Here is a 23,680-nt window from a genome sequence, read left to right as displayed (position 1 = left end):
TACAGGATAGCGTACCTTAATTTTGCTGCAATCGCGCTCGGCTTTATAGCTATGGGGATTGGGTCATAAATTTTAGTGTAAATTGCCTAAATAACCTTTTCTTAAGCTTGTTTAACTAGATTCATCTGCGAATCAAATTCGCAGATATATGAACTAAATTACTATAATAAAGCCTGAGATACTGGGGGTTTAAAATAGTAATATTACTTCTGTTATTACTTGGCTCTATGCTACTTAGTGATGCTTATTATTTTAAGGTACAAATACTTAAATCAGTCCGGTGGCGATCGCCAAACCAGGTCTGGTAAATTCTGAGTGTTGAGGTGTCAGACCTCCCACAGAACTCTAGGGAGTTCCCTTCCCTAGGTGAGAGCAATTACGGTATAGTCCAGAAAAAGGTGAGAGAGTTAACCAGTAAAGCACAGTCCTCTAGTATAATCTTTGATAGAGTCAAAAGGAAGATTAAAGTTAAGACAATTGGTAGTGTGGCTTATAATCAAAAAAATCGGAGATTTTGGGTCTAGTGTTACTGCATAAGTTTATGATGCCAAAATCCTGACAATTACCCCGACTACCAGAGCCGTCAGCATCTATTGGCGACGGCCAAATATCTGAACCTTTACGATGTCGCGGTTTTCTAACCAATATCACTCCTATGCCCCCTGATGTTTATTCCCTCCCTCAATCAGGTAATTAACCGCAATCCCCTCATTGTAACGCCTCAGACACCCATAGAAGAGGCGATCGAACTGATGAGTCGCACAGGGGCGAGTTACGTGCTAGTGCTAGAACAGCACGGGAATTTTCAACGAGAAACTTGGACGGACCCGAAAGCAGCACCAGCAAGGAAAAATTTAGGTTTTTACGATACCGTACCGCGTCCGGTACACTCAGACTTAAATGGGCGGAGTCTCAACAACTCAAAACCAACCTATCCGGCTGATGGGCCGGTGCTGGGTATCCTCACAGAAAGAGATATTGTACAGCTAAATTCGATCGGGGCTTCTTTAAAAGGATTTGCGATCGAACAAATTATGATCAGAACGGTAACTGTAGCCAGAGAATCGCAAATTACCGACATTTTCGCTTTGGGAAGTTTGCTGGAAAAAAACCAAATAGGCCACTTGCCCATCGTCAGCGAAGTTGACGAACTTGTTGGTATTATTAGCACTCAAAGCTTGCTACAAATGTTACAGGATGCTGGGAACTCGAAAAAAAAACCAGTGAGTAGCGTTTCGTCACCTCAAACTGTATTGACACCCCCTCCGCCAGCGCCAACTTTGCATCCGAAATTAGAGTTGCCAGCTAACTCAATTAAACTTTATCAAATCCCTCGCATCGCTGCCTCCCGGATTATTCATGCTCCGGCTAGTGCTTCAGTTCGTTACTTGGCGCAACTGATGTTCAGAAACAATGTTAACTATGTATTGATCACCGAAACCGCTGAACAAAATGGGACGGGGACGACTCAAAATTCAAAATTTACCAACAACAAGCTGCTTGGGGTGGTCAGTACCCGCGATATTGTGCTGTTGCAAGCACTGGGAATAGACTCTAACCAAACTAAAGCGGGAACGGTTTGCAGCAGCCCGCCAGCCCTGGTACGGCCTTACCAAACTCTGGAAACAGCCATTGGTCTTTTGCAAAAAACCTACTGCCAACTGCCTTTATTAGTTGTCAACGAAAATAGTCACCCGATCGGTATTGTTAATCCTAAAACCATCCTATTGCAAGCCCTGGATTCAAAATCTCTGCATTCGGGTTTAATCGCTTTGCAGCGCCAGCTAGAATCTACCAGCACCCAATATAAAAAACTATCTGCACAAATAAAAATGGCGGCGGTGCATCGCCAAGAAATTGAACAAATCTCTCAAAAAAGTTCCGACCTAGCAAATCTGGCGCTTCAAATTAACAATCAAGGGATTTGGAATTGGAATATTGAAACTGATGAGTGTTTTTATTCCGATCGCTGGAAAGAAATGCTGGGTTACTCTGAAAGTGAAATCGACCACCGCAGTTCCGAATGGTGGAGCCGAATTTACCCCGAAGATCTAGATTTAGTCAAAGCAGTTGTAGAAGATCACCTAGCAGGAAAAACAGCGGAGTTTGTAACAGAATACCGGATGCAATCCAAAGACGGTAGCATTATTTGGGTGCTCAACCGGGGTCAAGTTTTGCGAAATGCTGAGGGAAAACCACTGCGGATGGTGGGAACTCATACAGATATTACTCAAAAGAAGGAGTTAGAGGTAAAACTCCGCGAAAGCGAGCAGCAGCAATCAGAAATATTTGACTCTCTGAAAGCAACTGTAATTTTTCAGATGGATGTGCGAGGGGTTTGGACCTTTCTGAGCCGTGCTTGGACTGACATGACTGGTTATTCAGTAGCAGAAAGTTTACAAACTCATTTTTTAGATTGGATACACATCAATGAGCGACAGCAGTGTGCCAAATTATTCGATTCTTTGGTGGCGCGCAAGTCAGAATTTCATCGGCGAGAAGTGCAATTTTTGAAAAGGTATCCTATCGGTTTTGATGAGTTAGACAATAAAAGTTGTTCCGGCTTTATTTCAGTGGAAATATTTGCCCAGGCGAGACTGAATTCCGAAGGTGAAATTGTTGGCATTTTGGGGACTTTGCATGATGTCAGCCGCCGTGTCGAAGGGGTTGAGGAACTGCGGGAAAGTGAAAGAGCAATTCGATCGCTCTACGAGGTAATGGTGAGCTCTCAAGGCTCCTTTGATGAGCGCACGGCGCGGCTGCTGGCAATGGGTTGCAGTCAGTTTGGCATGGATATTGGGCTGTTGGGAAGGGTTTTGGGCGATCGCTACGAAGTGATGGCGGCTTATTTACCAGAAGATTTTCCCTTCGGATTTGCTAAAGGAGACGGTTTTGCTTTAAGTAGAACTTTTGAACGAGAGGTATTGCGATCGCCAGAACCCATTTCCATCGAATCCGCGGGTACTACTCAGTGGCGACACCACCCGGCATACACAGTGCGTCGGCTGGAGGCATTTATGGGTACGCGGGTAATGGTAGGCGGCCGAGTTTTTGGCACCTTGAGCTTTACATCCCGCACCGCTAAACCTCCTGTCAAACCCCTCAATTTAGAAATTTTAAAGTTGATGGGGAATTACATCGGCTCGGAAATTGCCCGCGAGGAACGAGAGCTAACTTTGCAGCGGCAATACCAGCGGGTTTTGTTGCTCAAACAAATCACTCAAAAAGTGCGATCGACCTTAGATACCCAAGAAATTGTCCAAACAACCGCCACCCAAATCGGCCGCGTATTTGGTGTCAATCGCTGTACAATTCACACCTATCTAGTCGAACCCTATCCCCACCTTCCTTGCGTCGCAGAATACTTAGAACCAGCCTACGAATCAGCTTTAGATTTAGAACTCTCTGTAACTTACAACCCCTATACCGAAAAACTACTTTCGGAAGATGTAGCCCTAGCATCTCCCGATGTGTTTGCCGATCCTTTGCTGGAATCCTCAGTACCCATGTGTCGCCGCATCGGACTGAAGTCGATGTTAGCAGTTCGCACTTCCTATCAAAACAAACCCAACGGAATTATTACTTTGCACCAGTGCGATGCAACTCGTCAATGGAATCCAGACGAAATAGAACTTTTAGAAGATGTTGCCGCTCAAGTCGGCATTACTTTAGCTCAAGCAAAGCTTTTAGAAACAGAAGTTGAGCGACAGCAGCAACTAGCAGAGCAAAATGAAGCTTTAGATCAAGCCCGACAAGCAGCGGAAGTTGCTAACCAAGCCAAGAGCGAATTTTTAGCTACCATGAGTCACGAAATCCGCACTCCCATGAATGCAGTAATTGGCATGACTGGTTTGCTGCTAGACATGGCACTGACTCCTGAACAGCGGGATTTTGTCGAAACGATTCGCAGTAGTGGCGATGCTTTACTGACTATTATTAACGACATCCTCGATTTTTCCAAAATAGAATCGGGTAAATTAGATTTAGAAAAACATCCTTTTGAATTACAAAACTGTATAGAAGAATCTCTAGAATTGCTCGCCCCGAAAGCTTCGGAAAAAGGCTTAGAATTAGCTTACTTGATCGACTCTTCAGTTCCTAAAAAGATTTTAGGCGATGTCACGAGACTGCGCCAAATCTTAGTGAATTTGTTAGGTAATGCCGTTAAATTTACCGAATCAGGAGAAATAGTAGTACGTTGTACCGCTAGAGAAATTCATCCCTGTGCTGCGGGAAATTCGCCCTTAGATGAAAAGAGTTTAGAACAAGAACAGTTCGTAATTAACCCGGAAGACTTAACAGTTAATAAACAATACGAAATTCAATTCGCTGTCCAAGATACGGGAATAGGCATTCCACCAGACCGGATGGATCGGCTGTTTAAAGCTTTTTCACAAGTCGATGCTTCAACTACTCGACAATACGGCGGCACGGGTTTGGGACTGGCAATCAGTCAGCGGCTCAGCGATATGATGTCTGGTAAAATGTGGGTTTTTAGTCAGGTATCTAGGCCAAATAGTAATTTCCAAACATCACTGCCTGAGTTGAGAAAAAGTGTGGTGGGACAAGCGCCTGCGGAATTTGTAGAGCCGTCGATATCGGGAACGGGTTCCATTTTTTATTTTACGCTGATGGCGGAAGCGATCGAAGGTAGTGCGGAGGAAAAACAGCCGGATTTTGTGATAGGGAAACGTCTGTTAATTGTGGAAAATCATGAAATTAATCGGCAAGTTTTGATTGCCCAGGCTGAGTCTTGGGGCATGATACCCGTGACGGCAACTTCTGCCGCTGAGGCGTTGGAAATAATTCAACTGAATTCCGAGATAGATTTGGCTATTTTGGCAATGAATTTATCAGATATGGATGGTGTTGCCTTGGCTGTGGAAATTCGGAAACTTGAAATGCGCAATTTTTTGGCCGACAGTGAAGGCCTAGATAGGAATGGGATAAATATTCAAAGTAATCAGAAAACTCCACTGCCTTTGGTGCTATTTACTTATTTGAGTAAGGCGGAAGTTTGGAAAAAACTTGAAACTACAGAAGTGCATTTTGCTGCTTTTTTAACTAAGCCTCTGAAACAGTCTCAGTTTTATAATGTTTTGGTGCAAGTTTTTGGCTATGTTACTGCCAGAAATGGCCGGGGGGATGTTTCAAGTGTGGCAACTTTGACTTCAAGATTGCAGTATTTTGAAAATTCCCAGACACAACAGCGCGTGCAGCCAACTCCTTTGGTGTTGAGACAGGGAGCGATTTCCTCCCCGGATGGATCGAAGATAGATCAGATTCGGATTTTGTTGGCAGAGGACAATGTGGTAAATCAAAAAGTAGCAACACATTTGCTCGATAGGATAGGATATCGGGCTGATATTGCTGGTAATGGGTTGCAGGTTTTGGAGATTCTGAAGCGAAAATCTTACGATGTTGTGCTGATGGATGTGCAGATGCCGGAAATGGATGGATTGGAAGCGACGCGCCATATCTGTCGGGAATTCCCGGCTCACCAAAAGCCGAGAATTATTGCTATGACTGCTAATGCGATGCAGGGCGATCGCGAAAAATGTATAGCAGCGGGGATGGATGATTATATTACTAAACCTGTCCGTCGGGAAGAGTTGGCGATCGCCTTGAGTAAATGTCAACCTCTCAATCGGGATGGAGTGACTGCGGTTAATGAGTCCAAAAATGGCAGTGTCCCTCGCAAATTAGAAAGTGGCTATGGGACTGGTTCTTCTCTTGTTAGAACAGAAAATGTTTCGCCGATAGATTTTCAGATTTTACAAAATCTCAGCGAGCTTGATGATGATGACGATCCCAATTTTTTGGCAGATTTAATTAATATCTATTTGTTAGATGCACCGCGACACTTAGAAGCAATGAAAGAGGCTATTTCTAGTAACGATGCTGACAGTTTGAAGCTGGCTTCTCACACGCTAAAGTCTAGTAGTGCTAATTTGGGAGCGGTGTCTTTTTCGGAAGTTTGCAAGGAGTTGGAGTCGATTAGCCGTGCAGCAGTAGAGTCGGGAGGAAGCCAGACTTTTGATGTTGGAATAGCCCGCGATTGGCTGTTTGAAGCGGAAGTGGAGTGGGAAAAGGTGCGCGTGGCTTTTGAACGGGAGTTGGAGAGGCGGAAATTGCGATCGCCCATTGGGTAATTGGTTATTTGTGATTGGTTATTTGTTAAAGAACCAATCACAAAGAACCAATCACAAATATCACTATTTAACTTTCACCTAAATATGCTTTGCGGACAGTTTCATTGGACTGCAAATCGCTAGCAGTACCGGCGACTACAACTTGACCTGTTTGGATAACATAACCGCGATGAGCTACACTTAAAGCCATACGGGCATTTTGTTCTACGAGTAAAATAGTTGTACCTTGAGCATTAATATCGCGGACGATCGCAAAAATTTGACTAACTAACATCGGTGCGAGTCCCATACTCGGCTCATCCAATAATAACAGACGGGGGCGGGACATCAAAGCGCGACCGATCGCCAACATTTGCTGTTCACCACCGCTAAGAGTACCGCCTTTTTGACTAATTCTTTCTCGCAAACGGGGAAATAAATTTAATGCTTTTTCCATGTCTGATTTAATACCGAGAGTATCATTACGGAGATAAGCACCCATTTCTAGGTTTTCTTGTACTGTCATGCGCGGGAAAATTAGCCGTCCTTCTGGACTTTGAGAAATGCCCAAACGGACAATTGCTTCTGTAGACAGCGATTCCAAAGGCTTCCCTTCAAATAACACAGTACCTTGGCGTGGGCGCAACAGCCCTTGAATCGTGCGGAGAGTTGTAGTTTTCCCAGCCCCATTGCTACCGATTAATGTCACAACTTCTCCCTGAGAGACTGTTAGCGATACTCCTTTGAGGGCGTGAATATTTCCGTAGTAGGTGTGAATGTCTTTGATTTCCAACATAATTACTCTTTCTCCTTTGTTATATTATCCAGACTAATTATAAATTTTTATTGCATTAATTTACAATTAACCTTTTTTATAGTAGACAGTATTTTTACTTAAATCAACACCCAGCAATAGCTTTGAATCCAGGTATTTTGATAAGTTGTAGCCACCTGCTTTACAGAACTTTTAATAAAACAAATGATTTCTTGACGGTAGCTTTACAAAAATATCTCATTCAAGACATAATATTAATACGTAAGTACAACCAACCAGTACAAAACAAAAGAATCACAGCACTAAAAAAAGTACAAATTTTAGGATATCCGCCATGAAATTAAATCACAGCACTGGAGCGATCGCATTTTTATTAGCAACGCCTTTAGTCAGCAGCTTGACTGTAGGTATCGCGCCCAGCAGTGCTGCTACAAGAGCAGGTTCTACCGCACAAATAAGCATTAAGAACTTCAGTCACAGACCGACAGAGACAGATACATCTACTGACACTAACACTTCGAGGATAGCTAACAACGGTGTTGTGATTAACCAAGCCAGCGCCGATCCAGCTTTTATATCTAACTGTCAGCAATTGCTGGCTACAAACCTCTCCAACAGTGAAGTCACAGGCACCGGCAGCAACTATACAGGTTCAGCCCAAAGTCAAGCAACAGTTATCGGCGACTTCTACATTAATGCCAAAGAAACTTTTTCCTTCGGTGCTATCACAGATTTAAATCTTTTTGCATCAGTTGACAACCGCCAATCTGAACGCGCTATTGCCAGGGGAAGTATATTTTTAGGGTTGATTGACACTGTTACCAACATTTTATTAGATTCTTTTCAGATGTCTGGTGATTTAAACTCTTCTCAGGGCTTTACTCGGAACCTGTACAGAAGCAGCGACAACTTCGATTTCGGTGCAATTAAATTAACTTTAAGACCACCTTACGCACCAGGAAACACTATAGAAGGCGTCCTGTTTACTTCTTTGTGGAGGTATTCACGGACCTTCGACAGCGCGACTAGCTTAAGATTAGTAGAAATTCAGAACAATTTTGCAGAAGTACAAGCAGAAGCACCAGCAGAAGCAGTTCCAGAACCTAGTACAATATTAGGTACGGCACTGTTTTTCGGATTCTTGGTCAGGGCGCTAAAACTCAAGAATAAATTATCTGAAATCCCCTCAAAAGTTTAGCAAAAATCCCACAACATAAGTCTGTAAAGTCCGCAGAGAACATTGCAAAATTTGTGGTAATAAGATTTTAGGATGGGCAGGCGAACCCGTCCTAATTATTTTGGCAATTCAACTCGTCGAACTATTACCCGTTAGCATCTTCTTCTTTTCCTAAATATGCCTCAATCACGCGAGGATTAGCGCGAACTTCTGCCGGAGTTCCCTCTGCAATTTTAGTGCCATATTCCATAACACTGACGCGATCGCTAATTCCCATCACCACTTTCATATCATGTTCAATTAGCAAAATACTCAAATCCAACTCATCCCGAATCCGGTAAATAAAGCGAGTTAAATCGGCTGTTTCGTTCGGATTCATCCCCGCAGTCGGTTCATCTAAAAGCAAAACTTTCGGGTCTGATGCCAAAGCCCTAGCAATTTCCAATCTACGCTGGTCGCCGTAGGAAAGGTTTTTTGCCAACTCCGGGGCTTTCGCAGCACCTAAGCCGACAAATTCCAGCATCGTCAAGGCTTTTTTCTTAGCTTCCCGTTCCTCCAAAGTCACAGTGGGAGGGCGGAGAATTGCACCCAATAAACCTGTTTTTAAGCGGCAGTGTCTACCTACTAGCACATTATCCAAAACAGTCATGTTGTTAAACAAACGGATATTTTGAAAGGTTCTAGCAATGCCAAAAGTTGTCAGGCGATCGGGCGGTAAGCCTGTAATATTTTTATTTTCCAGTACCAACTGACCGGCACTTGGTTTATAAATGCCCGTCAGCATATTAAAAAATGTGGTTTTACCTGCACCGTTGGGGCCGATCAAACTGGCGATCGACCCTTTTTCTAAAGTTAAGCTGACCTGATTTACGGCAGTCAAGCCACCGAATCGCATGGTAAGTTGCTGTGCTTCTAATAATGACATTTTGGTTCTATTTCCTGATTTTAGTTTGGTTGTTAGAGATTTGCTTTTTGAGTTTCAGGACAAAAAGGTGGAAAATTAAATGACTGTTCAGCTAAGGTTTAATATCTCTCCAGCGCCTAGCTTCAATCTGGTGCTGTTTCAGCAATCGGTTAAAGTCTTCGGTATCAGTTGTGGCAATAATTACATCTATTCCTATTCTCTTAATAATGACGGCTTGAGCAGCTATGATTAAGTCTGCATCGTAGGCAAAATAAGAATTATTGCGTGCAAAAGCCCATAGCTCAGCCGCTTCTTGCATGACGTTGCCTTCTTCGCAAGTAACTGGAAAATATGCAACTCCTTTTTTTGTGATTAGTGCATCTAGCCTTTGAATAGCTTTAAGAGCTTTTTGTTTCTCTTCAGGTTGAGATTTGCGATCGCGGATTCGTCTGATATGCTCGCGCCTTGCTTCATAGTTTACGATTTCGGATATAGCTATAGAATATTCTTTATTTATTAGCGTCTCTAACCATTCATTGCATTCAATTGCTTCTCGAATCGATTCTTTAACTTCGCTTTGAGTGTTTTGAGCCAACCTAGTTTTGCTTTGATCGACAAGGGGATGTATGAGTTTTCCGACGACACCCGTATCTAAAAAAATCAACTTAGTCATGAGTTAGGTTGCTTGTTTTCCGATAGCTTTTCAAGCTCGTTGATGTCCTCTTCACGCCAGCAACGCAGAGTTTTAAGAAGTTCTTCTTTCTCATCTGTTTTTAGTGCATGGTTGGCTTCTTCATAGAGTGATTTATACGAGAAAATTTTGCGATCGGACCGCTCGATTTCCCATAAAATTGCTTTGGCTGCATTTCTTATGCTTATGGCTCCGCTGGTGATTTCATCTGCTGGTCTTTTCTTTGCATAATCTTCAAATGTTTGATAGCTGATTACTGTCTGAGCTAGAGCTTTGACTAATTCGCGACCTCTTTGCGTAAAGAAGCTGAGATAATTTTCTGCAATCTCTAATAAATCGATGAGTCCTGTGTAAAATAATCCTAGTTGTTTTACTTCGTTGTCTTCAACAGATGCAGCAAGCGTATAAACTTTGGAAGATATCATTTTTCTAGATATTTTAGCCCAAAGTTGCACCTTTTCTATGCCATCAACAGCTTCCTTCGGGGCCAAGTCTTTGTACTTTGTCTTAAATGCTTCGACTCTAAGTTCAAGTTCTTCTAAGCTTTTAAATCTCTGTACACGATTGGTTTCTGATTCAATTTCAATATAGAGATAAAGGTTATAGATTGACAGCCAATCTGTAAGAGCCTCCTCTGGTGCCAGAGCATCTTGAGATTGGAATGCTTTTTCTAAGGATTGTTGTATCGCTGCAAATTGTTCTCCAACTCCCTTAATTTCTTCGGTGTCATTGCTTTGGTCAATGATTTGTTTTGTCGCTAAAGTCATAGCTTTAAATAATTGGAGCGATGCCACCTTGACCCTACGATATAGAGGATGGCTAATCCTGCTGACGTGACGGTCAAGCTTGTTAATTCCTATTTTAGCCTGCCTGAGACACATTGGCAAATACTTTTGCAGGCGTTAGGGCGCAGCAAAGTGCGATCGCCTTTACTCTGCTAAGGTGCGTCAGCAGAATATTGTTTGAGTTGAGTCAAATCTCAGGACTGACACAGCCTACTGCATTTTCTAAGGTACAAACAAAGTAGAAATTGAAAAGATTAGATGCTAACGAACCTTGAGGGCGATATTGTTGGTGCAACTCGGCAGTTGAGAAGTTATCAATAATATTGAGACTTAGTTCGTCAGCCAAAGTCTCAATATTTTCAAACCCAGTAATCCACGGTGTGTACATACTTTCGTATTTATCTATGTAATCATTGATATCTTGGTAGCCCGTGGTTCTCGCAATCACTTTTTCCGACATATAATCAAAGGACAATTTAAAATCCTTAACATTATCGCGAATTGTTTCTAATACAAAGATGACATTTTTTTTGGCAATTAAGGTAGTGTTACCTTCCCACAAAAAATATGTAGGTTGCTCAAAATCAAAATCACTCTGTCTTAGCAAAGTTATTAAACCATCGTGGACGTAATCACCCGGAATGTAGCGAACATTGGCCGTAATTTTATGAGCTTTGAGTGTGGATTCTTTTAATTCAAGTGTCGCGCGATCGTCTATTTCAAAATAAATCACTCCCGATCCATTGATTCTAGCAGCGCGAGTATCCAAACCAGAGCCTAAAATAACGATTTGCTTGCACCCTGCTAAAATTTGATTGGACAAAACATCATCAAAATATTTAGTCCGCAATTTAATCATTTCTTTAGCAGCCGGAGAGTTTTGAGCTATTTCGCTGGCAATTTTTCTGGTTTCTTCATTGAGCCAGATTTTTACTACATGGTCAGTATAAAGAGGAGTAGTCTCTGCATTTTCTTCGGCTCTAAATTCTGCCACAATAAAAGCAGTCCCAGTTAAATTATTACTCATCGCTGATGTTTCCCCCTTGTCTGATGTTTTGTTGAATAGCGATCGGCAATTAACCAGAATTGATATTACTATTGACTTCGGGCATCGGCTAAAGACTCATTACTCGCTTCAGCATCATCATGCAGTTCAGCTTGATGAATTTTATCGGGAATCAGCCCTTCTGGGCGGACAATCATCATGACAACTAGAGTTAAACCGAACAGAAATAAACGCATTTGAATCGGGTCTAAACTGGTAGCCAAAAAGTCTGCTAACTGGGGGATTGCAATCCTGGGTAGTACAAAAGTATTCAGAAAACCTTTCAGGACTTGGGCTAGTTGGGGTAGATAAAGGCGATCGGCTGACATGATAATAATACCGCCCAAAATCACACCAGTCATGTTGCCCAAGCCTCCTAAAATTACCATGCACAGAATGATTACCGAAACGGAAAAATCGAAGACGCTGGGAAAAATGGCGCTGATATAAGCTGCGTAAAATGCGCCTGCAAACCCCGAAAATGTCGCTCCCATTGCAAAAGCCGAAAGTTTGGTTTTGACGAGGTTAATGCCCATGGCACTAGCCGCTAATTCATCTTCGCGCATGGCATTCCATGCCCTTCCTAGGCGGGAATCTCGGAGTCGGGAAATCATAAAGTATGAGAAGACTACTAATAGTAAAATTAGGTAGTACCAGGGAAAGTAGTTGCCGGTGCTGAAAGTGCCGATGATGGGGAGAGATGGACGCCCGATCGGGTTTATTCCTGCTTCGCCACCGGTGAGGTTGAAAGGTCGATCGCACCCAACGAGACATAACACCAACTCTGGTTTCCCCAACAACGAAGCCACAATCTTCGAGACTGGTTCATCGATCCGAATCGCGGTTAAGTTTCTAAAGACAACCGGGATAATTTCGCCAAAGCCCAGGGTAACAATTGCCAAATAGTCGCCCTTGAGTCGCAGGGTGGGAATACCCAGGATTACCCCCGATATGCCAGCTACACCGGCGGCGATCGGCAAAACTATCCAAAAATTCCAAGCAATATTTACCTGTCCAGAAGATAGCAAAGCCGTCGTGTAAGCGCCGATCGCAAAAAACGCCGCATATCCCAAATCCAACAAACCCGCAAAACCCACAGTAATGTTTAAACCCAGCGCCAGCATAATAAAGATTTGAATCTGTACTACAGTAGCAATCCAGCCAGTTTTCGCCTGAAGATCGATGAACGGAAACAGAATTAAAATAAAAGCTAATGTCACCAAAGTAGCCTGCCGCTGGCGTTCCTTTGGTAAACCCTGCAACGCACCCATTAATGTAGCGGTCAAAATGGCGATCGCCAAACTGCAAATTCCATAAAGCAAAGTAGTCGGCAAATCCACCGCAAATTGACCAGAAAAAGGTCTAACTACGACCCCTTCTACCACGCTAGCAACTAATAGCCAAACTCCCAACCCCAAGCCCGCTAAACTGCCGATGGTCGCACCCATTTTCGGGTTATAAGCCTTCTGTTCTCGAGCAGCTATAAAGCCCGCAGCCGTACCCATCAGCCAGCCGATGACAGTTCCACTCCAACCGCCGAATAGGAGTACAGTCAAAGAGGCGATCGCCCCTAAAAGACCACTTGATTTAATTGCTTTGATTATTTTATTAGTCATTAGTCAGTAGTTATTAGTCATTAATTATTAGTCATTAGTCCTGCGCTCAATAGAAGCAGGCTAGGAGTTGCAGTATAGATAGGACTGACGCGGGCTGTGCCAACTTCTGCGTCAACCAATTCCCTAGACTGCTTGCTCTGGAAACTGGCAGACTAGCTACAGTTTAAAGTCTTTTGAGTTCGATTGTTGCAGCAAAAGCGACGAAACTTGAAATATACTGGGACTATTACCGCAACACACTTCAAACCGGCGATCGCGATCTGGTACAAGCTCCAGAAAAAACTATCACCTTAGACGAGTTTTTGCAACTGCCAGAAACCAAACCCGCTAGCGAGTACATCAACGGTGCTATTTTAGAAAAACCTAGACCAAAAGGAAAACACAGTACAATTCAGGGAGAACTGATCGCGACAGTTAATGCAGTGGGCAAACCTCAGCGGATTGCTTGGGCATTTCCAGAACTTCGTTGCACCTTTGGGGGACGTTCGATTGTTCCCGATGTCGCGATTTTTGTTTGGAATCGCATTCCCCTAGACGCTGACGGCGAAATTGCCAATACATTTAATGCTCACCCAGACTGGACGATCGAAATTTTGTCCCCAGGCCAAAGCCAAACCAAAGTCACCAACAATATTTTGCACTGTTTGAACGCCGGTTGCCAGATGGGTTGGTTACTCGATCCCGATGAGAAAAACATCTTAGCTTATCCAGCAAAGCAGCAGCCGATTTCCTTGCAAGAACCTACAGATATACTTCCGGTTCCCGAATTTATGCCGCCAATGCAGTTAACTTTAGGCGAAGTTTTTGGCTGGCTTAAACTAGGCTTTAGTACCGAACCGAAAATAGTGGAATCGAGTAATATCAAATCCGGTAGCATCTGAATTATTCATCTCTGTATTCTCTCCCTCTGTGTCCTCTGTGTTCTCTGCGGTTAAATCATTCCGATGCAACCAGAAACAATATAAATAATAGGCGATCGCGCATACTCCTTGGACGCACGTAGCCCAGAAACCGGGTTTTTTTACGAAAATACTTTCTTGCAGCCCGCAGATTCGGTAAAAAACCCGGTTTCTTTAGTCGGAGTGCGTAAGTCCTGCTTAAATGTCTCTTGCCATTATTTCAAAAGAGTACCTTCAAACCTTCTCCTGAACATTCTCACCCAACAAACCACCCGGCCGAAAAGCCAAAATCACCACCAAAACCCCAAACACCCAAGCATTAGTCCAGCGACTCGACAAATACTGATCGCTCAAAGACGAGAGCACCCCAATCAAAACCCCTCCTAACATCGCCCCCACAATATTACCAATCCCCCCCAAAACCGCCGCCGTAAAAGCCCTCAAACCCGCCGTAAACCCCATCGTAAACACAATAGTATTGTTATACAAACCAACCAAAATTCCCGCCGAACCAGCCAAAGCCCCACCAATCAAAAAAGTTAGAGCAATAATCTGATCCACATTAATCCCCATAATTTTAGCAGCATCGCGGCTTTGAGCCGTTGCCCGCATCGCCTTTCCCAGACGAGTGTACTGCACGAAAACATGAAGCAAAACCATCAATACCACAGCTACTATCAACACAATTAAATCTTTAGTAGTAAATACAATAGTCGTTTCAATTCCCATAGCTTTGAGAATATCAACTCGTGGCAACAAATCGGGAAAACTTTTCGGCGCAGCCGAATTAGAACCCATCACCGGAAAAAAAGCTTTCAATCCTCCCCAAAATAATCCCATGTTTTGGAAAATAAACGAAACGCCGATCGCTGAAATTAACGGAGCCAAACGAGGAGCATTTCGCAAAGGTCGATAAGCATACTTTTCCACCACAATATTCAGACCCGCACAAAACACCGAACATACAATTAAAGCGACTAACATCACCGGTATCGCAATACCCAAAGGTGCACCGTCTTGAACCCCAAAAGCCCCAAATACAGTTAGGGAAGCAAAAGCCCCCAACATATACAAATCGCCATGAGCAAAATTGATTAACTCAATAATCCCATAAACCATCGTGTAACCCAAAGCAATAATTGCAATCAGCGCCCCGTTGACCAAACCCACTAACAATTGTTGGATCAGCACTTCTGGGCTGCGGACTATTTCGCCAATAATCTTGGGTAAGTCAAATCCGGCGATCGGACCTAACAATAAAACTATATACGCTACACCTAAATATAAGAGAATACTTTTCCAGTTTTTCATAATTATTGGGAATTGGGAATGGGGAATGGGGAATGGGGAATTGGGAATGGGGAATGGGGAATTGGGAATGGGAAATTGGGAATTGGGAATTGGGAATTGGGAATTCGAGGAAAAAGGAAAAATGCAGAATTTTTTATTATCCTTCTTCCCTCTTCCTTCTTCCCTCTTCCCTCTTCCCTCTTCCTTCTTGTTCCCTCTTCCTTCTTCCTTCTGACTAATTATTCAGTCTTAAGCGGGCTGACAAACTCCCACTTCCCACCTTTAACAACATTTCCTGACATAGTAGTCAAGCTAGTGTCGCCATTAGCATCAAAACTCCAATTACCCAGGACACCGTTAAAATCTTTAGTTGCCAACACAGCATCGCGGATCGCAGCGCGGTCATTTTTGCAAACCTTATTAATTGCGCCGATAATCACCTTAGCAGATTCATAAGCATAAGCTGCATAAGCTTCCGGTTCAGCATTGAATTTTGCCTTGTAACCTTCGTACCACTTCGCGCCCTCACCAGTCAATTCTTTTGGAGGTAAGCCACCAAAGGTAGCATAAACACCTTCGGCATCTTTACCTCCAGCATCAATTAAAGCTTGCTCTTTAATGCCGTCTGGTCCCATGAATTTGACTGCTTCCTGTGTCATACCCACATTTCTGATGTCTTTAATTATTTGTCCGGCATTGCTTTGGGTCGTACCACCAAAATAAATCATTTCTGGATTCAAAGCTTTGATCTTATTCATTAAAGCTTTATAATCACTGGCTTTGATATCAATTCCCTCACGACCAAGCACCTCAATTCCCGCAGTTTTAGCACTTGCTTCAAAAACGTCAGCAATACCTTTGCCGTAGAGTTCTTGGTCATCCAGAATATAGACTTTTTTAACACCTAAAGATTTCGCCCAGTTGGCCGCCACAGCACCTTGGAGGTCATCAGCCGGGACAACCCGACTAAAATTGCGAGTACCTGCCGGGTAATAAACATTGGGTTCTTTGGGCTCACCTTTTCCTGGTTTTGTCAAGCCAGGATAGGTGTTTGCCGGACTCACCATCACTACATTAGCTTGGTTGAGTACGGGAATTGAAAGTTTGGCAGCCCCTGAGTTATAGTGACCGATCGCAGCAACTACCGAACCATCGGCTGCTACCTTATTAGCATTGGACGTAACTTGGCTTGGGTCCCATTTGCCCGCCGCAGCAGTGGCGTCATCGAGCACTTCGTATTCCATTTTGATTTTGCCGTCGCAGGCTTTGGAATCGGTTTCAGCCAGGGCTTGTTTAATCCCATTCACCATTGTTTGAGCTTGACCCAAGGCACTACCTGTCATCGGCAGCATAGAGACAATTTTGACAGTGTTCGGGTCGGCAGGACTGCTAACTGCAACGGGAGAGGCTGCGGGAGTGCTACCGGGAGTGCTATCGGAACTTGTAGCGGTGGGTGTTTGCGGGCTTTGACAACTCGCGCAGAGAGAGGCTATGGAAGCAGCCACGAGTAATGTCCGCAATCCTGTGGCGTTGAGATGCTGTGTTTGGTAAGTTTTTGTGGGTGTGGGACTTTTGCCCCCTAACTTCAGTGACAGGTTCATAGGTACGTTAGTTTGTTGCTTGGGTCTTAGCATATTTTCACTCTGTAAGTCTGTAAGTCAAGACTTAGCACAAATTTAAAAAATTTATGATGACTTACGCAGCATAGTTATCGGTAATATCTGGCATAGCGCCTAGGGTTCAGCAACAGCGGTTCCCCCCGTGCCGCATGAACGGAACTTTACCACAGCCTATGCCCCAACCCTAGATTTTTCCTTTTCTGTGCCTAAGTCATACTTGAGTTAAAACCCACAGCCTATTCTAAGTTCATCGAGTAAAGTATCTGCGACAGTCCTGGACGCATAAAACCCGGTTTATGAGCAAAAATCGTCGTTCTATCCGAGACATATTGACCCAGAAACCAGCTTTTTGACCCCCATACATCCAGGACTGTGTAATTGAAAAAAGTTGGCACTAACTAGGTCACTAAAATGCCGGAATATCAATGCACTAATACCCTATTTTCTAGGGTTTAGATAATGACATTCCGGCATTTTAGGGAGGCTTGGTCTCCTTTGTGGTTATGCTTTAATTTTTTAACAATTTTATACCCATTTTTACCTTGTCCAAAATCGTCTTTTGCGACACACAGGTAATCAGGCAAAGCTTACCGCAATTTAAAGTATCCCGGCGGACTTTCTGAGCTTTTTCGCCGTACCAAATAGCACGAGCACTTTCTTCTTTCACATTCCCAATTACTGGAAATTCGTCGCAAAGCTTGACATCGCCACGGGTATCAATCCAGTAATTCCGAAGTCCTACCCGACAAGGGCGAACTCCATCGGGGGCTTTTTCATCGCGGAAGTGAGGTAACATTAGACGCAATACTTCGTCACTATTCATAATTGGCGCACCTTTCTTCTTCATTTCAATTAGGCGCTCAATTACCTGCGAAAACTCCTCGTAATCCTCTTCTTCCACCCACAATTCCTCATAGGTTTCTTGTGTCCAATGATTTACTGGTTGGAAATTCACCGTTGTGGCTCCAATTTGTTGGGCCCAGTTTACTATCTCTTCCATGTAACGGAAATTGAGTCGGTTCAGCGTCGGTTTAACGTTGATGGGAAAAAGAACCCCTTGCTTCTCCTGTTCCTCCCGCAGATATCTAATCCCCTTAGAAAGCCTGTCAAACAATCCCGGCTGACCGCGCAGATAATCGTGCAGTTCAGCAGTAGGTCCATCAACGGATATATTGACATTAAAAGGACGAGCAGCGACTGTTTTGGCTGCGTTTTCCCTGGTCATACAATAGCCGTTGGTGGTGACTCCGGCGTGAATCCCATTTTTGTTGGCAAAAGTCAGCAAGTCGAGAAAACCTTTTTTAATGTAAGGTTCGCCACCGCTAAAGTTGATGGAAAATTCCCCCACAAATTCTTTGATACTTAAGAGAGCATTTTGCCATTCTTCGATGGTCATTTCATCTTTATATTCTTTGAGTCGCCAATACTCGCACTGACGGCATTTAACATTGCAGTGCTCGTTGACAATCCCGTAAAAAGTTACTGGGCTGGTTATGTCATATCCGGTGTTGATTCTGAGGGATTCGGCTACTGCACTCTTAGTGTGCTTGACTCCCAGTCTTGACATTGTTAAGGCATCCATATCTTCTGTCTCCTAAGTATTGTTGATATCTTTGACTAAGTAAAGTTCTCGTATTCAATTTCGTACTGATTACCCGTTGTTTCTAAGTACGTATGCACCATACTAAGGGCTAACTTTAGGTAATAAGAGATGTTTCTCAAACATTTATAATATTAAAATCTGTAACATATAAAAATAACAAATATATAAAGTAAAGTTTTGTATCTCATTAGGGAATTAACTGACAGGAAAACACAATTTATTAGCAATAAATTTATTTATTGCTAATAAATTGTAAATTTAATTAATCTTTTGTTAAACAACTTAATGATTTCTTCAGTAAAAATACTTAAGTATACTGTTTTAATAACTTAAAATTATAGTCAAAAGGGAAGCCGAATCAGCAAGTAACTTCATCGCAGCTTTACAATATGATGAGATGAAAGTATTTCCCGGAGCAAAAATGGCTATAAATATGGGACGATATGTGCACGTAGTGAAACTGTTTTGGGGGGCGGCGATGGCGGCAGAACTTGAATACCGCATCAATTTTGTCCTCGCGGCCCTGAGCAGCATCGGAAACCTGACTGGTAGTTTGTTTGGGCTGTTTTTGTTCTACCGCAACGGTAATACGTTTTCTGGGTGGAAATGGGAAGAAGCCCTAGTTGTACTGGGCATTTTCACCATTTTGCAGGGTTTTTCGTCAACCTTTCTAGCACCTAATCTTAGCCGGATTGTCGATCGAGTGCAGCAAGGCACCCTGGATTTTGTCCTCCTCAAACCCATAAGTTCCCAATTCTGGCTGTCTGCAAACACTGTATCTCCGTGGGGAATACCCGATATCATCTTCGGCGGGGTGTTGCTGCTGTACTCGGCCAACAAATTGGGAGTAGAAATCAGCAACTATTTCCTAGCTGCAATACCGCTGTTATTTGGCATGGTGAGTCTTTACAGTATCTGGTTTATGTTGGGCGCAACCAGTATTTGGTTTGTCAAGATTTATAACGTTACTGAAGTCCTCAGAGGATTGTTAGAAGCTGGTAGATTTCCCATGGTAGCTTATCCCGCAGCTTATCGATTTTTCTTTACGTTCATAGTCCCGGTTGCTTTTTTGACCACAGTCCCGGCAGAAACAATGTTAGGCAGAGGTGATATACTTTGGATAGCAGGAGCAGGCATTTTGGCGATCGCACTTTTGTTCGCTTCCCGCTACTTCTGGCAATTTGCACTCCGATTTTACACCAGCGCTTCGAGTTAGTTATGAATTTAAATAGTTAACAGTTGACTCTTGACTGTTAATTGTTGTATGATGAAATTACATATTTTAAATAGCCATAACAATCTAACTCTACAGATAAACAATCAAAAAAGGGCAAACCAATGAAAAATAAAAAACTCGGAAACACTAACTTTAATATCAGCCCAATTGGTCTGGGAGGGATGCCACTATCCTTAAATGGTAGACCAACAGAATCCCAGGCAATCGCCGTAATTCACCGCGCCCTAGATTTGGGAGTCACATTAATTGACACAGCAGATTCTTACTGCCAAGATCAATCCGACAAACACCATAACGAGGAACTAATTGCCAAAGCCTTACAACAGTATACAGGAGATATTAGATCTGTCACCGTCGCCACAAAAGGTGGGTTGATGCGACCTCAAGGTGCTTGGACGCGGAACGGCAACCCCCACCATTTACGCAAGACAATTCGCGAAAGTTTTGAAGCCTTGGGCGGCCAAAAACCCATCGACCTTTGGCAATACCACGCCCCCGATCCTAGTTATACCATCGAAGAAGCCCTAGCACCAGCAAAAGAAGCAGTTGCAGAGGGAATAGTTCGATTTGTAGGAGTCTCCAACTTCTCTGTAGAACAAATCAAGCGCGCCCGCGATACAGTAGAAATTGCCTCAGTTCAAAATCAATATAATCCTTGGCACAGAGAACCAGAATCAGACGGCGTACTGGAATATTGTGAAACCGAAAAACTGACATTTTTTCCTTGGAGTCCTCTCGGAGGCAGCCGTCGCGTCACCAGTTTGCAAGATATGCCAGCGATCGCGAAATTAGCAGCAGAAAAAAACGTTTCAGTTTACTGTATAGTATTAGCCTGGTTGATGGCAAAATCTCCCTGTATCGTTCCCATTCCCGCTGCGACCAAACTATCCAGCATTGAAGACTCCGTAAAAGCGATAGATGTCAAGTTGACTGATGAGGAAGTACAACGAATCTCCGCAAGTTAATTAGGTAAACGTCAAAAAACAATAAACCAGTCTCTCCGGCCTGTTCCACAAACAGTAAACTTGATTGTGGGCGATCCCAAACAGCCGGGACTGCCTGTTTGACCAAGACTCAACTTGATAGTGGGACACCCAGGATAACCAGCCCAGAAAAGCAACATTTTTAGAGGAGTGAGATTTTATGGAAATGAATCCAGTCAAGGCAGATTTAGACTTACCAATAGAACATCAAAACGTACCTATCGCCCATGAAGGACTGCACAACTTTTTATACAGTTCCGATGAAGAACATGGTGCAGCGACAGCAATTCCGTCCTTAGAAAATGACGGAACCAAAGTAGTGTCAATCCCAGCTTGGCGTGATTTAGCAACCAACGCTAAAGTGGCAGGCGTTTATGCCGTTATCGACGCTTCCCATCAAACCCAATATATAGGTTATTCCCGAAATATCCTGCTTTCTCTCAACGGTCACATCGCCCAAAATGGAAGCGAAAATTGTGCATTCCTCCGCGTGAAAACTTTCAAATTTCCCAAGCGGGAAGAAATGGAAAATTTGCGCGATGCTTGGATAGCAGAACTCGAAAACGTTCCCCCAGGAAATAGTACAGACAGCGAAATGTGGGCGAGTACAGTCGGCCAAGCCGCGCGGGCTGCCATGTCTGCTGACGAACAAAAAGCCTATGAAGAAAAGAAACTGAAATTACGCAAAGCAATGGCAGATTCCACTCTGACTAAAGAGTTGGAAATAGCAGCAAAAAGTGCCGACGAACGTGGCAAGGATTTGGCAAGTGCTGTTAATGAAGATGACTGGAGTGCTGTGATTCAATCCCAAACCCAGGAAACAAAGCCATCTATTTAAATATCGAAAAACCAAACAGCTTCTGTGGGCATAAAAAAAATTTGCCCACCAAACTTGATATAGTGGAATATAGATATTTCGATCGCAAGAGGGTACTGTGCAACCTGTAGACTTGACAACTTTAACTGCCACTTGCAGCGAACTGCGAGCTCAATGGCTACCAGCACGCTTAGAACAAGTCTACCAGCGCGATCGCTTCACTGTGTCCCTGGCCCTACGCACCATGAACAAACGGGGCTGGATTGACCTTTCCTGGCATCCCGTAGCCGCCCGCATCTGCGTCGGCGACCCCCCGCCCCGCATTCCCGACACCTTCACCTTCAGCCAACAACTGCGACACCAACTCAGCGGTTTAGCCCTGGTTTCCATCGCCCCCATCTCCCCCTGGGAAAGAGTTGTAGACTTGCAATTCGCCCAACGCCCAGGAGAACCAGCCCTGTGGCATCTCTACGCCGAAATCATCGGCAAATACAGCAACGTCATCCTCACCGCCCACGACAATCTCGTTGTCACCTGTGCTCACCAAGTCAGTGCCAAACAGTCCAGCGTGCGCCCCATCCAAACCGGGCAACCCTACGAAATGCCCCCGGCTTTGACCGATACAGCACCAAGCGCGATCGAACCTCAAAACAGATGGCAAGAAAGAATTAGCCTCGTTCCTGGGCAATTACACCGCAACCTGTTGAAGAATTATCGAGGGTTGAGCAAGGCTTTAATTTGGTCTATGATTCGATCGGCCAATTTAGACCCAGAACAATCCACCGACAGCCTCAGCCCCCACGACTGGCAGCAACTATTCCAGCGGTGGCAATACTGGCTGCAAGCCCTAGAAAACTCAAAATTCAAACCCAGTTTGACAGCCCAAGGCTACACCGTCATCGACTGGCCAGCACCCGAAAATCATCACGTAGGGGCGGTGGATGGTGCGTGCCCGCCCTCTGATTCTCCCCCCCTCTCCCCCTCCTTCCCTTCAGTCCAAGAATTACTCAATAGCTACTACACCAGCGAAATCAACCAAGAAGTATTCGCCCAAGTGCGACATCAACTAAGTCAAAAACTGATTAACCTGCTAGCCAAACTCAAACTCAAAGCCAACACCTTCAAACAAAAATTACAGCAGTCAGAAGTAGCCGACACCCACAAATCCCAAGCCGATTTGCTCATGGCAAACTTACAACATTGGCAACCGGGAATGAAAACCATTTCTCTACCAGACTTTGAAACCAACCAACCAGTTGCTATTCCCCTGAATCCCGAAAAAAACGCCGTTCAAAACGCTCAAGCACTCTACAAAAAGCACCAAAAACTTAAAAGAGCTCGCATTGCTGTAGAACCGTTATTGGCCGCCGTCCAAGAAGAAATAGACTATCTAGAACAAGTAGAAGCTGCACTTTCGGTATTAGAAACCTACCGCAACACCCAAGATTTGCAAACCCTAGCAGAAATCCGCGAAGAACTGATTCAACAAAAATATCTAGATGCTCCAGATTACCGCAGTACGGACAAAAATGCTGCGATCGAATTTCACCGCTACCAAACCCCCAGTGGCTTTGAATTATTAATCGGGCGCAACAACCGCCAAAACGACCAACTCACCTTTCGCGTAGCAGGCGACTACGACATCTGGTTCCACACCCTAGAAATTCCCGGAAGTCACGCCTTGCTGCGCGTCACACCGGGCACAGTTGCCGAAGAAGCCGATTTGCAATTTGCCGCCAACATGGCCGCCTACTACAGTCGCGCCCGTCAGAGCGAACAAGTACCAGTAGTATATACAGAACCGAAATATGTGTATAAACCCAAAGGCGCAAAACCTGGTATGGTTGTATACAAGCAGGAGCGCATAGTCTGGGGCAGACCGCAGCAAGCCACAGCTTAATCTAAGTCCGCCCGGAAATGTAAAGTTTTATTGCAAAAATTAAATTTTCTTGCTAAAGTAACACTCTCGAAGGATGATATGTTTTGAAGAACCCGCTGCAAGGGAACGCGCTGTTTGGGTTTCCTCACTTTGAAAGAACAACGGACTTAATTAATTAGCAGACCAGCTTTCCCAAAAAGCTGGTCGTTCTTGTTGAGTATTTAATATT

16 protein-coding genes are annotated in these 23,680 nt (G+C 43.9%); 7 read left to right on the top strand and 9 right to left on the bottom strand.

All coding sequences use genetic code 11. The features are described 5' to 3' along the window. The first annotated feature begins 665 nt into the window (after positions 1–665). Positions 666–6,152 carry a response regulator gene (locus AAFP14_RS18145; RefSeq protein ID WP_341733631.1) on the top strand — a complete coding sequence of 1,829 codons (5,487 nt, stop codon included), beginning with the start codon at positions 666–668 and terminating at the stop codon, positions 6,150–6,152. A 67-nt stretch (positions 6,153–6,219) separates the two neighbouring features. Here AAFP14_RS18145 and AAFP14_RS18140 read toward each other — a convergent pair whose 3' ends face one another. Continuing rightward, positions 6,220–6,927, bottom strand: coding sequence for an ABC transporter ATP-binding protein (locus tag AAFP14_RS18140; RefSeq protein WP_340522994.1), 708 nt, complete (start codon positions 6,925–6,927; stop codon positions 6,220–6,222). 313 nt (positions 6,928–7,240) lie between these two features. Here AAFP14_RS18140 and AAFP14_RS18135 point away from each other — a divergent pair, with 313 nt between their 5' ends. Then, on the top strand, positions 7,241–8,104 hold the full coding sequence (locus AAFP14_RS18135) for a PEP-CTERM sorting domain-containing protein (RefSeq protein WP_341733630.1): 864 nt from the start codon (positions 7,241–7,243) through the stop codon (positions 8,102–8,104). A 124-nt stretch (positions 8,105–8,228) separates the two neighbouring features. Here the strand turns inward: AAFP14_RS18135 and AAFP14_RS18130 are convergent, their stop codons facing one another. The 5 genes from AAFP14_RS18130 to AAFP14_RS18110 all read right to left on the bottom strand — a co-directional run bounded on the left by AAFP14_RS18130 (position 8,229) and on the right by AAFP14_RS18110 (position 13,124). After that, positions 8,229–9,008 (bottom strand): ABC transporter ATP-binding protein, encoded by a 780-nt coding sequence (locus AAFP14_RS18130; protein ID WP_341733629.1) that lies wholly within the window; start codon positions 9,006–9,008, stop codon positions 8,229–8,231. A 91-nt stretch (positions 9,009–9,099) separates the two neighbouring features. After that, entirely contained in the window at positions 9,100–9,660 is a 561-nt protein-coding gene (locus AAFP14_RS18125; protein ID WP_341733628.1) for a hypothetical protein, read from the bottom strand. Then, complete coding sequence (locus tag AAFP14_RS18120; RefSeq protein ID WP_341733627.1) at positions 9,657–10,445, bottom strand: hypothetical protein; 789 nt, start codon at positions 10,443–10,445, stop codon at positions 9,657–9,659. Before AAFP14_RS18120 ends, AAFP14_RS18125 begins: the two co-directional genes overlap by 4 nt. Before the next feature lie 205 nt (positions 10,446–10,650). After that, the gene (locus AAFP14_RS18115; protein WP_341733626.1) at positions 10,651–11,490 is read right to left on the bottom strand and encodes a class I SAM-dependent methyltransferase; all 840 of its coding nucleotides are present in this window, start codon (positions 11,488–11,490) and stop codon (positions 10,651–10,653) included. Between the two features lie 68 nt (positions 11,491–11,558). Further along, positions 11,559–13,124 carry a branched-chain amino acid ABC transporter permease gene (locus AAFP14_RS18110; protein WP_341733625.1) on the bottom strand — a complete coding sequence of 522 codons (1,566 nt, stop codon included), beginning with the start codon at positions 13,122–13,124 and terminating at the stop codon, positions 11,559–11,561. A 260-nt stretch (positions 13,125–13,384) separates the two neighbouring features. Between AAFP14_RS18110 and AAFP14_RS18105 the strand changes: the two genes are divergently transcribed. Continuing rightward, complete coding sequence (locus AAFP14_RS18105; RefSeq protein ID WP_341733660.1) at positions 13,385–14,005, top strand: Uma2 family endonuclease; 621 nt, start codon at positions 13,385–13,387, stop codon at positions 14,003–14,005. Between the two features lie 252 nt (positions 14,006–14,257). Here the strand turns inward: AAFP14_RS18105 and AAFP14_RS18100 are convergent, their stop codons facing one another. The 3 genes from AAFP14_RS18100 to AAFP14_RS18090 all read right to left on the bottom strand — a co-directional run bounded on the left by AAFP14_RS18100 (position 14,258) and on the right by AAFP14_RS18090 (position 18,514). Then, positions 14,258–15,334 carry a branched-chain amino acid ABC transporter permease gene (locus tag AAFP14_RS18100; RefSeq protein WP_341733624.1) on the bottom strand — a complete coding sequence of 359 codons (1,077 nt, stop codon included), beginning with the start codon at positions 15,332–15,334 and terminating at the stop codon, positions 14,258–14,260. A gap of 218 nt (positions 15,335–15,552) precedes the next feature. Next, positions 15,553–16,914, bottom strand: coding sequence for a branched-chain amino acid ABC transporter substrate-binding protein (locus AAFP14_RS18095; RefSeq protein ID WP_341733623.1), 1,362 nt, complete (start codon positions 16,912–16,914; stop codon positions 15,553–15,555). A gap of 526 nt (positions 16,915–17,440) precedes the next feature. After that, positions 17,441–18,514, bottom strand: a complete 1,074-nt coding sequence (locus tag AAFP14_RS18090) for a radical SAM protein (protein WP_341733622.1) — start codon at positions 18,512–18,514, stop codon at positions 17,441–17,443. Between the two features lie 454 nt (positions 18,515–18,968). Between AAFP14_RS18090 and AAFP14_RS18085 the strand changes: the two genes are divergently transcribed. The 4 genes from AAFP14_RS18085 to AAFP14_RS18070 all read left to right on the top strand — a co-directional run bounded on the left by AAFP14_RS18085 (position 18,969) and on the right by AAFP14_RS18070 (position 23,472). After that, on the top strand, positions 18,969–19,751 hold the full coding sequence (locus AAFP14_RS18085) for an ABC transporter permease (RefSeq protein WP_341733659.1): 783 nt from the start codon (positions 18,969–18,971) through the stop codon (positions 19,749–19,751). Between the two features lie 122 nt (positions 19,752–19,873). Further along, positions 19,874–20,737, top strand: a complete 864-nt coding sequence (locus tag AAFP14_RS18080) for an aldo/keto reductase (protein ID WP_341733621.1) — start codon at positions 19,874–19,876, stop codon at positions 20,735–20,737. A gap of 178 nt (positions 20,738–20,915) precedes the next feature. Continuing rightward, positions 20,916–21,593 (top strand): GIY-YIG nuclease family protein, encoded by a 678-nt coding sequence (locus AAFP14_RS18075; RefSeq protein ID WP_341733620.1) that lies wholly within the window; start codon positions 20,916–20,918, stop codon positions 21,591–21,593. A gap of 97 nt (positions 21,594–21,690) precedes the next feature. Further along, positions 21,691–23,472: an Rqc2 family fibronectin-binding protein gene (locus AAFP14_RS18070; RefSeq protein ID WP_341733619.1), complete on the top strand. Its 1,782-nt coding sequence runs from the start codon at positions 21,691–21,693 to the stop codon at positions 23,470–23,472. Positions 23,473–23,680 lie beyond the last annotated feature (208 nt).

Origin of the sequence: Microcoleus sp. EPA2, from assembly GCA_020882975.1 — a bacterium.
GTDB lineage: Bacteria > Cyanobacteriota > Cyanobacteriia > Cyanobacteriales > Microcoleaceae > Microcoleus.
The sequence above is the reverse complement of the archived record's forward strand: the minus strand, read 5'-3'. Positions and strand labels throughout refer to the sequence as shown.

Excerpts from the sequence above, each read along its gene's own strand:
- AAFP14_RS18080 (WP_341733621.1), top strand. The coding sequence starts at position 19,874 with ATGAAAAATAAAAAACTCGGAAACACTAACTTTAATATCAGCCCAATT.
- AAFP14_RS18145 (WP_341733631.1), top strand. The coding sequence starts at position 666 with ATGTTTATTCCCTCCCTCAATCAGGTAATTAACCGCAATCCCCTCATT.
- AAFP14_RS18090 (WP_341733622.1), bottom strand. The coding sequence starts at position 18,514 with ATGGATGCCTTAACAATGTCAAGACTGGGAGTCAAGCACACTAAGAGT.
- AAFP14_RS18115 (WP_341733626.1), bottom strand. The coding sequence starts at position 11,490 with ATGAGTAATAATTTAACTGGGACTGCTTTTATTGTGGCAGAATTTAGA.
- AAFP14_RS18125 (WP_341733628.1), bottom strand. The coding sequence starts at position 9,660 with ATGACTAAGTTGATTTTTTTAGATACGGGTGTCGTCGGAAAACTCATA.
- AAFP14_RS18085 (WP_341733659.1), top strand. The coding sequence starts at position 18,969 with ATGGGACGATATGTGCACGTAGTGAAACTGTTTTGGGGGGCGGCGATG.
- AAFP14_RS18135 (WP_341733630.1), top strand. The coding sequence starts at position 7,241 with ATGAAATTAAATCACAGCACTGGAGCGATCGCATTTTTATTAGCAACG.
- AAFP14_RS18120 (WP_341733627.1), bottom strand. The coding sequence starts at position 10,445 with ATGACTTTAGCGACAAAACAAATCATTGACCAAAGCAATGACACCGAA.
- AAFP14_RS18075 (WP_341733620.1), top strand. The coding sequence starts at position 20,916 with ATGGAAATGAATCCAGTCAAGGCAGATTTAGACTTACCAATAGAACAT.
- AAFP14_RS18140 (WP_340522994.1), bottom strand. The coding sequence starts at position 6,927 with ATGTTGGAAATCAAAGACATTCACACCTACTACGGAAATATTCACGCC.
- AAFP14_RS18130 (WP_341733629.1), bottom strand. The coding sequence starts at position 9,008 with ATGTCATTATTAGAAGCACAGCAACTTACCATGCGATTCGGTGGCTTG.
- AAFP14_RS18095 (WP_341733623.1), bottom strand. The coding sequence starts at position 16,914 with ATGAACCTGTCACTGAAGTTAGGGGGCAAAAGTCCCACACCCACAAAA.
- AAFP14_RS18110 (WP_341733625.1), bottom strand. The coding sequence starts at position 13,124 with ATGACTAATAAAATAATCAAAGCAATTAAATCAAGTGGTCTTTTAGGG.
- AAFP14_RS18100 (WP_341733624.1), bottom strand. The coding sequence starts at position 15,334 with ATGAAAAACTGGAAAAGTATTCTCTTATATTTAGGTGTAGCGTATATA.